This window comes from Salegentibacter maritimus, assembly GCF_016236975.1.
Classification (GTDB): domain Bacteria; phylum Bacteroidota; class Bacteroidia; order Flavobacteriales; family Flavobacteriaceae; genus Salegentibacter; species Salegentibacter maritimus.
Genome location: NZ_JAEHNY010000016.1, coordinates 59,477 through 69,784, shown reverse-complemented (window position 1 = coordinate 69,784; position 10,308 = coordinate 59,477). Strand labels below are relative to the sequence as shown.

The window sequence follows — 10,308 nt, the reverse complement described above, 5'->3', positions numbered from 1 at the left end:
AGAATTTTAGCTAAACCTAAGCTATTTTCTTTAACCAGTGTTGGCAGCTGTAGCGACACGTCCGAGTAAGCACGAAAGATTTGCCGCTCACCTTTTTTAATTCTTCTTCTTAGTCAGTCTTATTCTTGTGGATTTTTAGGGTTTGAGTGAGTATTTCTCTTCTAATTTTCTAGAGCAAGAGTGGGGATTGTATTTCTCTTTTTTTATTATGATCACCTTCTAAAAACTCTATTTAATTCCACAATTTTAGTCCGACAGAGTGAGCTTTTTTTCTTTTTTACTAAAATCAATCTTTTAGTTCCTTTTTTATAAGTCCACGTAACAGTGAGTTTTTCTTATTAAAGTTCTCTTTTTCTGTCCGGAGCTATTGCAGCCAACGGTCTCGGTTATCGCCAGTTGGCGGAGTAAGGGACGCGGATTTGTCGGCTTAGTATTGGTTCGTTGGTCAAGTTAATTATTTTCTTTCTAACGCTGCCGCTTATTGGCGATGAACCGTTGTTGCCCACAGTTATTTACCTTTTTTTGGAGAAGGGGGCGGTTTTGTGCCGGATCTTGATATTGTTGGTTTTGGTTTATTTGAGCTATTTTTCGATTCTCCTTTTTGTCCTCCATTTTTATTGTTAGAACCTTTAGGTGCTTGTTTATTCATCTTCTTTTAAGTTTGCTAATTCGATTATTATTTCTTCTTTTTTTAAAGATAAGTATACTTCTGCAATTTCATAAAGGAGTTCTGAGTCTCCGTAATTATAGACTGCAACGTCAGAAAGTCTTATTTCTGAAATATTATCGTTCTCTGAAAATGATTTTACCCAACCATGATAAGTTAATTGGTTTTTAATATCTCTTAGGTATATGAATTCAACTTCCTTAGAATTTAAAAACATTGAATAAAGATTCTCGTCACCGTATTTACCTGAAATTCCAAGTTGGTTTGCCAGCTTATTAATTATTTTGTTGTTTTCAATTTTAGCAGCAATAAATGCTACTAAAATTGATATAATAGATGCCCATATTACTTCACGATATGGAATAGATGTGGCATCGTTTAGGTTATCCCAGATTGTTAAGTTAGCAATGTCGAATATGGAAATTAAGTTCAAAAGATTAATTATAATCTGAAGAATCAAATAAGTTATAATTCCAAATAATACTGAATAAAGTGTAAAACGAAAACTGCTCCATTCTTTATGCAGGATTAATTTTCCAAAAGTTAGAGTAGATAAGACTCCTGGAATTAATATTATAATTAGCTTTATTGTGAGTTCGGACATTTCTTAATAATTGTGGGCAACGGTCTCGGTTATCGCCAGTTGGCGGGGTAAGGGACGCGGCTTTGTCGGCTTAGTATTGGTTTGTTGGTCAAGTTAATTATTTTCTTTCTAACGGTGCCGCTTATTGGCGATTAACCGTTGTTGGCAGCTGTTTTAAAAGTAGGCTAATTTTTAGAAAATCTTTTCTCAATCCAAGAACTGTTGATGTAATCTATAGTTAAGTTCATTTCTTTAACTAACCTTTGTATTTGTGGAATTTCAGAAGTATTTCTTTCCTGAACCCAATCTGAAAGAATTCTTTTTGTTACTGGATAATATTCTGGAAATCTTCTTAATTCGTAAATTATTGCAATTTGTCTATCAAGCATAGCACTGCCATTTGCACCAGCAAAATGATCAATCAATTCGTGATAAGTTTTAAATCTTTTATCCTTATTTTGTTTTTTTTGAGCTCGGGTGAAATTAATAATAGGTTGAATAATAGAAATATATATAGCGATTATTGCAAGTGTAATTCCAATTAACTCAAATAAGCCTTGATTATTTTGATAATATTCCTCCATTTGAAATTTAATAAACTCTAATTTCATCTAACACTTTACTCAATTCTTCTTTTTGGTGTAAGAATTTATCCGTGAAACAATTTTCTATTTCTTCTTTAATTTCATTTTTAACAGTTCTATGAATTCTTCCTTCTTGTTTTAATTCGGCAATTAAACCGTCCATTCCATTTTGTACTTTATAAATATCAGAATTCTTATTTCCTTCTTTTAAAATTGTCACAAACGATTCAACATCATTCAAGGTATATTGTTCGTGGTAAGGATGGTTCTTTAATCTTCTATAATCATAGATATCCGTAAAACGTTCAAATCTTGAAATATTTAACTTTTTATCGATATTTTGTTTTATGTATTTATTCTTTGTGTCAATTTGCTCTTTTGTATAAGTTAAATCTTGAATCTTTTCGAGCAACATTTTATTTTTTCGACTGTTTAAAATAAGCATTCCGAGAATCAGAATGATAAACCAAAAAAGATTGATTTTATATTGTAAAATTTCGATTGACCATTTTATTGAAGAGGAGAAATCCAATCCTTTAATTATTCCAAATATTACGGTTATTATCCAAATTATAGTGGTTGCAATTAAGGTTGCTAGAATTTGTGTTTTTAATGAGTCATTTTTAAAAAAACTTCTAATTTTTTTATCCATTTATCTCGAATTATGATTTAAAATTGCTGCCAACGGTCTCGTATAACCGTCAGTTACGGGTTAATATGCGCTAATTTTCGGTTTGGCACTGCCGTTAGCAATTCCGAGTGGATTCGGACGTAGTCGAATCCGCCGTAATTGCGGTTATACATTGTTGCCCACAGTTTTTTATTCAATCCATTCATCAAATTCATATTTCATTCTCCAAATTCCATTTTGCTTTTCATAAATTCTAGTCATTCCGCCTGACCCAGGTCTAAATCGCACGTATGCTAAATTTAGTTCTTTATTAAAAATCGGTTTTGTGATATGAAGAAATGAATAGAAATCAATCATTTTATTTTCTTCATAATATTTTTCGGCAATTTTATTAATTGAATCCCATTGAATTTCGTCTTCTCTATATTTTTCTACGTCAATTACTTTAAAACCATTTTTTTCCAAACTTGAAATATCAAACTCTTTATTTTCGCTGAATTGTTTTCTCACAAAGTCAATATCATTAATTTTTAGAGTATCAGATATAAATTCAAAATGCGAGATTGTTCTGTTGGGATTTTTTGGGTCAATTGGTAATTGTGGTGGAACCATAGCAGGCAAATTTGAAATCAATTCTCTTTTATCAAATAACAGTCTAGATTTTGAACTGTCAGATAAGATTTGAGTAAGAAAATCAAGTTTGAATTCATCAGAAATTTCAATTTGATTTAATTCACGAGCTTGTGATTCCGATTTGTTGTTTTGTCTACAACTAATCACAATTAAAGTCAGAATTAATATTTTAAGTACTGTTTTTTTCAAATTGTGGGCAACGGTCTCGGCTATCGCCAGTTGCGGGAGTTGGGACGCGGAGTTGTCGGCTTATTTGTTTTATTTCTTGGTTTCTAAAATTACACTTTTTCGATAAAACCCGTTATTGGCGATGAGCCGTTGTTAGGCAAAGTATGAATTAGTAATATTCTATTTCTCTAACTAAAACAGTTAGCGGTTTATCATTTTTAAAGGAAAACTTTTTTATCCAATTACCATTTGAATCAAATTTATATTCATTCTGCCAAATATCTATCGTATCGTTTTGCTCGATTCTCATATGTGCTATTAAATCACCATTTAAATTGAATTTTTGAACAGTTGTTATACTATATTCTGATTTTGGCGGAATCCATCTTTCTTCTATCTCTACATTATTTTTATAAATCTTTTGAACTATGGTATTGGTTGAAGAGTTTTCTAATTCGCTAGGATAGCTATTCTTGAAATGTTCAAATATTACTTCATCTTCTGTCGTGCCCCATTTTCTAAATTCTTTAATTCTCTCTTTAACGAGCCTATTGTTTTCGTAAGTTCTTTCTGTTATTCTGTACGGGGTTTCCGTATCTTGATATTCAATTTGTTTAATTGGATTTTGATTTTTATCAAATTTTGAGACATAAATAGCAGCAATTGTATCTTCTAAGAAATCTGTTCTTTTAATAGTTCTCTTTTTTGTCCTATCGAACTTCATTATACGTTCATATTTATCACTTTTAATTATGACTTTTGATAAACTATCATTTTCATTATAGAAATACTCATATGTAATTTTTGATCCTTTTCCATAATTGTCGGTTTCTTCTAATTTTATCAATTTATTGTCTTGATCATATTTATAGTCAGAGTAGTTTATCACGTTTCCATTACTCAAAAATTCTTTTGAAGTAACTAAATTTCCATTCTGATTATATTCGAGTAGTTCGTTTCTATCTAAAGACCGAGAATTTACTTTTTGACCAATTTTAAAAGTGTCATTAACTTGAACTAATTCATAAAGTTGGGACTTCACTTTTTTTACTTTGCCATTTAAATTTACCTGGGTTAAATCATTTTTTTGAATAACTTTTTTACCGCAGGAAAATCCTATTGTCAGAATTATTAATATGGAAAAAAATCTAGCTTTCATATTTTGCCTAACGGTCTCGTATAAGAATAGTAGCGGATTTCCAAGCACTTATTTTTCGATTAAACACAGACCTTTTTTATATTTACTCACTTTCATTTTAACGATTAAACCGCTATTATTTTTATACAATGTTGTACGCTGGCTTTTTTTCATTCAGTTCGTTTTTATCAGCGTTGGAAAAGACATACTCTTTTGCAGTTTTTGGTGAAGCGTTGGCTTGTGCGAACTGCAAATGTGTATGGCTTTCAGGGTTGGCTTGTTTTATACCTTTTTCAATAAGTTGTCCTAATGAATTTGCTATGTGCCACATTAATACTGGTGGAACAGCATTTCCAATTGCTCGATATTGTCTAGCATCAGAAACAGAATCCAATTTAAAATTGTCAGGAAAAGATTGAATGTTTGCTGCTTCCCTTGGTGTGAATCTCCTGTATTTACCGTCAATTTTTAAAACAGGGTCAGTACTGTTCAGGCTGACCTTTGCAAGATGCGAACTAATTGTATTGCATGGTTCTTCCAAGTTTTGGTCTCTTCCTTTATTCATTTTCTTTTGTACTCTCATCATTCCATCAACCGCACGTTGGCTAAAGAACCATTTTTCATCCTTATTAGCTTTTTTGTCAACTACCTCTTTCAATTTAACTTTTGAGCCGTTCAAAGTGGTTGGTTTGGGAAAATTAAAATAAACGAAGTCCTCATAATTCTTGAACCCAATTATAAAAACTCGTTCTCGCTTTTGTGGAACACCATATTCTGACGCATTAAAAAGCTGATATTTTAGGTAATAACCAGCATTTTCAAACTCTTTGATTATCATTGGAAACGCTTTCTTTTTATTGGCAGACAAAATTCCTTTTACATTTTCTGCGATAAAGAATCTAGGCTGTTTCTTTTCAAGAATTTTGACCATTTCAAAGAATAGCATACCTCTTTCGTCTTTATAACCTAATCTTGGCGGATTTTGTGCACTAATTGAAAACGATTGGCAAGGAAAACCACCCAAAAGAATATCGTGTTCGGGAATTTCTGCCATTGAAACATCCTTGATGTCTTTAGTGATACATTTATGTTCAAAGTTGTCATTGTAAATTTCTGTAGCATATTTATCAAAGTCGTTAGCATATACTACCTCGAATGGCAGGGAAGGGTAATTTTTATTCAAATAACTGAAATTACCAGTTAGACCTAAATCCATACCGCCACAACCACAAAAAAATGATGCAGCCCTTAATTTCTTATTTCCATTAACTCTTGCCATTGTCCAGATTCTTTTGAAAATTCTACTACTAAATTTTTATCAACTTTTAAGTTGCCTTTTTCATATTCCTTTACAGGATTATTAATGATAAATATGTTTTTTCCAGAGTCATTAATGACCAAATAATAAACATAGTAATTGTCACCTAGTGTTTCAGCTGTATCCCATTCGTTGGGGGTCAACTTAAATCGATTGCTATTGATGGCTTTTCTCGATTTTGTAGTTTTAACCTCTATATATCTTTTCTTTTTCTCAATCTCGATACTTTGTAAATCATATCCAACTCCTAATGGTGTTGGAATTTTATTTATCAAATGTTGTCTGTTTGAACCTTCTTTGGTTCGTAGGTATTCGTGAGCTAATACTAAAGTTTCTCCGTAGTCTCCAAAAATTTTGGTTGGAACTTTAGCATCTCCAGTCATTCTAGAATAATACTCTTGAATCAAAGCGGAAATGCTTTCAACTTCATTAGAATCTAATTGAGGTTTAAATTCTTCTATTTCATCAAAGCTGTTAACAAAATCAAACCATAATTCTTCAAGAGAACTAACCTCAGGATTTGTAATTGATTCTTTATCATAAAATTGGTCATACTCATTAAACCAAACCGAGTTTCTCAAATGAAAATTGATAGCTTCTTTATTTTCATCATTTAGATAATAATAGTAGCCAGTACCTTTATGCTGTAACAAATTTGCCAACACCATATAATCTAAAATATCTCCAGCATAGCGATACACATCACCTCTGGATGGATAAGTTCCAGTTCTAGAGTTTTTTAGTTGCTCATACTTGTGTTCATATTCAATCTTTTGATTTCTGTTGGACAAAATTAGTTCAGCAACTTCTTTTGGGTGTCTGCCATCTCGGGTAACTCTTAAATCAAAATATGCACATTGAGTTAATTCTTCTGCGGTGAAACTAAAAGGTTTGCCTAATATTTTTTCTCCTTCAATAAGAAGTTGTAAGATGAATTGGCAAGGTTTGAATCGTACTCCAGCTTCAATTTGTTTAATTACATTTTGAGGTTTTATATGTCCTCCTGGATATTGAAAACTGAACAAGAAGTAATTAAAAAATTCATCCAAATATTGATTATTGGCTAATCTCTTTGCAGTTAATCCAGGATATTGTTTTCCGTTCGATTCTTGAATAAAACCAAACAATGCGGAGATTTCAGTTCTCCAATTGTCAATTGTTTTTTGAGTAGATGTGGCATTTTTCTTGAAGCTAAAAAGAACTTTATTTAATTCATCTCTAAATACTTCTTTGTTCAATATTGGCATTTCCGAAATAGAAGTTGCAACATAAAGTAAAACCTCTTCAACATCATTTTTGAAGCGAGGTCTAACGTGATGTAACCTAAAGAAATATTCGTCAGGAATTTTATATTTTAAAGGCTTACTCATAAATATTTTTTGATTTTTAAAGCTATTTCTTTAGCTAATAATGGTGGTACAGCATTACCTACTTGCTTGTATTGACTTGTTTTGCTACCACAAAAAATGAATTCGTCACGGAATGATTGAATTCTAGCACTTTCCCTAACCGTAGGAACACGATTAAATTCATAATGAAAATGATGTCTGTGACCAGTATCTATGGTAAAACTCGGCTTTTTGCTATTAAGTCTAGTCCAAGCGATATTTACTTTTCTCGTTTCGTGAAGTTCTTTTGGTAAGTCTTTGTAATTACCTCCATCTGGAACCATAGCAATAATTTCAACCGTTTTTTCATTATGGTTTGTGATTTGATGATTGAAAACTACCTTGTTTCCATTTCTCATTTCTCTTTGGAAAACACTTTTTGGATTAATGGGGTATTGACATCCATCTTCTAAACTATTTTTTGGCAAGTCGGAAATGGCTTCTTCAGACGTGATTTTATTATCAGTTGTAGTTGGTTTCGGAAATTCAAACTCCAAGCTATCTTTTAAGCCAACAAAAAAAGCTCTCCTTCTATTCTGAGGTACGGCAAAATCAGATGCTAATAGTTTATTATAAGTTATTTTATATCCGATATCTTCAAAGTCTTTTAAAATTTGATTTTTGATAGCACCATTTCCCATTGAAAGTATGTTAGGAACATTTTCCATAACAAATGCTTTGGGTTTAAAATAATCTACAAATCGAAGAAAGGATTTGTAAAGTTGGTTTCGTTCATCATCAATGATTCTTTTTCCAGCAATAGAAAAACCTTGACAGGGTGGGCCGCCTATAATTAAATCGACACTTTCAATATCATATTTTGTCTTTATTTCTTGAGGGTCTAGGTTTAGCAAGTCAGCAATAATTCCTTTTGAATTTTTATGGTTATAGTTAAAAGTTTCAATTGCATCTTTCCAATGGTCTATTCCTAGAATTACGTTGTAATCCGCTTCAATAAATCCTTGAGAAAGACCTCCACAACCACAGAATAGGTCTATTACGTTATATTTTTTACTCATTACTAAAATTGAATTCTCCCTGTTTTGAGTTAGTAGTTCTTAAATAATTGGCTGTGTCTTCTGCCACAGCAAAAATGGATTCTGAACATTTATATTTAAAGGCTTCTCTTGCAAATTTGTCAGCAAAGAATAAATCCGTAACGGTCTGTAAGTCGGTTTTAAATAGTTCAGCCAACTTTTTCAGCTTTGATTTGCTAAATTTTTGACTTCCGTTTTCTATTCGACTAATGGCACTTGTGTTAATTCCGATTTTCGCACCGAATTCAGTTTGTGTCCATTCTCGTTTTTCCCTTTCCGTTTTTATGTAATGTCCGAAACTTGCCATTTTTATAATTTAATCAAATTATGATTTGACCTATTTTTAGCAAATGTAAAAATAATTTTCTGTTTTTGCATCAAGTTCTAATGATTTTTATTTCTGGGTGGTAGTGGGGAAGGGCAAGCTCTTTTGGTTTTTAGCGTTGGATTTGTGTGTCGGAAAAACCAAATGTGCTTGACCGTGTGGTGGCTTTTTTCAGCTTGCGTACAACGTTAAGTGTATGAGCAGTTGGGGATTTCATACCCGAACTTTTCGGTTTATCACTGACCTTTGTTTTATGTTTATACTTTTGTTTTATCACTTTCGCCCCAATTGCTTATACACATTGTTGGCGGTTCGTTTTTTACTTCATTCGATAGTAAATTTCTCCTGTTTGAGATGCGTGTCTGCGTTTTATTAAAATCAATTCATTTAGTCTAATCCGTCCTTCCAAAACTTGCATTAAGTCCATTCCGTCCATTAAAATCATTGATTTAGTTATTGGACTTCCTGTTTCAGTACAATCTTTTGAGAATGGTCCGAGAGAAATGAAAAGTCCTAAAGTATTTTTCAACTTTCCTGAGATTTTCCCTCCAAATGTGTATAAATCAGCAGCATTAATTTCAGTTTTTTCCTGCCATTTTGCTTCTAGTAAGTAGTCACTATTGTCGAATGTAAATGCTCCATCGATTTGTTCGCCTGTAACTTTAAACGCTGATTTTGGGTCTAAATCAAAAAAGACGAATAGTTCGTTGAGAAATTTCTCAAATTGAAATCCTTTCTTCTGTGCATTTGGATTTGACGCAATTTCGTAAAAGTTCAGTTTTAACTCGTCTAATTTCTGTTGATATGAAATACTAGATTTTAATTTTTCCTGGTTAGTTTCTCGTCTTTCCTCTGCTTTTTTTAGTTCGGCAATTGTATCAAAATATCCTTTTGCTTGATTTCTTAATTTGGTAACTGATTCTTTGGCTTTTTTAATCTTCGTTTTTGAGTCATCCCAATATTCTAAGTGCGAAAAGTCATTTATATTTCCAACTTCTTGTACAAGTTTTAACAAGTCAGTTTGATACATATCTTGTCTTTTTACCATTCGGTCAATTAGTTGGGAAACGCTCTCGTATTTAGTGTTTTCATTCCAATCTATAGTTGATACAATTAGAGGATTTTCAAGTGTCAATTCGATAAATTGCCTTAAATCTTTCTTTCTCCAATAAATAGCAACTAATGCCTCTTTTAAGGCTAAAATCGCTGAAGCTGATATTTTTTTGTTTAAACTCAATTTTTTGTTTTAAATGACCGCCAACGTGTACGGTTATTGACAAGTTGCGGAGTAGGGAGTGCGTATTTGTCAGGGTAACCAGGTTTTGTTGGTGACTAAAATAATCAAATTCAGTTAATTTGCCCGCAATTTGCCATAACCGATGTTGCAAACTGTACTAATCCGATTTATTCTATCATGCTTTTTTAAAACAGTCTGCTTTACGCTCAGATTGATATTTTAATTTTAAGCACATTTAAAAACTTTACTTCACTTTTTTTGTTAAGATTATATTTTGCGCGCTGCTTGGATTAAATTTTTAGTTTTCGTTTAATTTTTATCCGTGCTTTTGCTTTTTTTCTTCTTTTCGGGATTTCTCTTGTGGAGTTTTTTTGCGTATTGCTTTTAAGTCCGCGAAGTGTTTTTTTTCTTTATTCTCTTTTTCTTTTAGATTTCAGAATCCTGGATTTTTTTCTTTCTAAATTTCAATTTTGGTTCTTTTAAATACGCAAAGATTAGTTTTTCTTCTTAGTTCCGATTTTTATGGTATTGTTTGCAACGTGTACGGTTATTGACAAGTTGCGGAGTAGGGAGTGCGTATTTGTCAGCGTAAACATTTT

11 protein-coding genes are annotated in these 10,308 nt (G+C 31.9%); all 11 read right to left on the bottom strand.

Translation table 11 applies throughout. The features are described from left to right. Positions 1-508 precede the first annotated feature (508 nt). The 11 genes from I6U50_RS15110 to I6U50_RS15060 all read right to left on the bottom strand — a co-directional run bounded on the left by I6U50_RS15110 (position 509) and on the right by I6U50_RS15060 (position 9,709). Complete coding sequence (locus I6U50_RS15110; RefSeq protein ID WP_198639458.1) at positions 509-649, bottom strand: hypothetical protein; 141 nt, start codon at positions 647-649, stop codon at positions 509-511. Beyond that, on the bottom strand, positions 642-1,271 hold the full coding sequence (locus I6U50_RS15105; RefSeq protein ID WP_198639457.1) for a hypothetical protein: 630 nt from the start codon (positions 1,269-1,271) through the stop codon (positions 642-644). Before I6U50_RS15105 ends, I6U50_RS15110 begins: the two co-directional genes overlap by 8 nt. Positions 1,272-1,435: 164 nt before the next feature. Next, complete coding sequence (locus tag I6U50_RS15100; protein WP_198639456.1) at positions 1,436-1,861, bottom strand: hypothetical protein; 426 nt, start codon at positions 1,859-1,861, stop codon at positions 1,436-1,438. Continuing rightward, positions 1,842-2,486: a hypothetical protein gene (locus tag I6U50_RS15095; RefSeq protein WP_198639455.1), complete on the bottom strand. Its 645-nt coding sequence runs from the start codon at positions 2,484-2,486 to the stop codon at positions 1,842-1,844. The genes I6U50_RS15100 and I6U50_RS15095 overlap by 20 nt, the downstream gene beginning before the upstream one ends. Positions 2,487-2,654: 168 nt before the next feature. Beyond that, complete coding sequence (locus tag I6U50_RS15090) at positions 2,655-3,287, bottom strand: hypothetical protein (RefSeq protein WP_198639454.1); 633 nt, start codon at positions 3,285-3,287, stop codon at positions 2,655-2,657. 148 nt (positions 3,288-3,435) lie between these two features. After that, positions 3,436-4,425, bottom strand: a complete 990-nt coding sequence (locus I6U50_RS15085) for a hypothetical protein (RefSeq protein ID WP_198639453.1) — start codon at positions 4,423-4,425, stop codon at positions 3,436-3,438. Between the two features lie 121 nt (positions 4,426-4,546). Beyond that, positions 4,547-5,683, bottom strand: coding sequence for a DNA cytosine methyltransferase (gene dcm / locus I6U50_RS15080; RefSeq protein WP_198639452.1), 1,137 nt, complete (start codon positions 5,681-5,683; stop codon positions 4,547-4,549). Continuing rightward, on the bottom strand, positions 5,653-7,092 hold the full coding sequence (locus I6U50_RS15075; RefSeq protein WP_198639451.1) for a protein NO VEIN domain-containing protein: 1,440 nt from the start codon (positions 7,090-7,092) through the stop codon (positions 5,653-5,655). Before I6U50_RS15075 ends, dcm begins: the two co-directional genes overlap by 31 nt. Then, complete coding sequence (locus I6U50_RS15070) at positions 7,089-8,129, bottom strand: DNA cytosine methyltransferase (protein ID WP_198639450.1); 1,041 nt, start codon at positions 8,127-8,129, stop codon at positions 7,089-7,091. Before I6U50_RS15070 ends, I6U50_RS15075 begins: the two co-directional genes overlap by 4 nt. Further along, positions 8,122-8,454 carry a helix-turn-helix domain-containing protein gene (locus I6U50_RS15065; RefSeq protein ID WP_198639449.1) on the bottom strand — a complete coding sequence of 111 codons (333 nt, stop codon included), beginning with the start codon at positions 8,452-8,454 and terminating at the stop codon, positions 8,122-8,124. Before I6U50_RS15065 ends, I6U50_RS15070 begins: the two co-directional genes overlap by 8 nt. Before the next feature lie 337 nt (positions 8,455-8,791). Beyond that, a complete protein-coding gene (locus tag I6U50_RS15060) occupies positions 8,792-9,709 on the bottom strand; it encodes a restriction endonuclease (protein WP_198639448.1) in 918 nt (305 codons plus the stop codon). Positions 9,710-10,308: the final 599 nt, after the last annotated feature.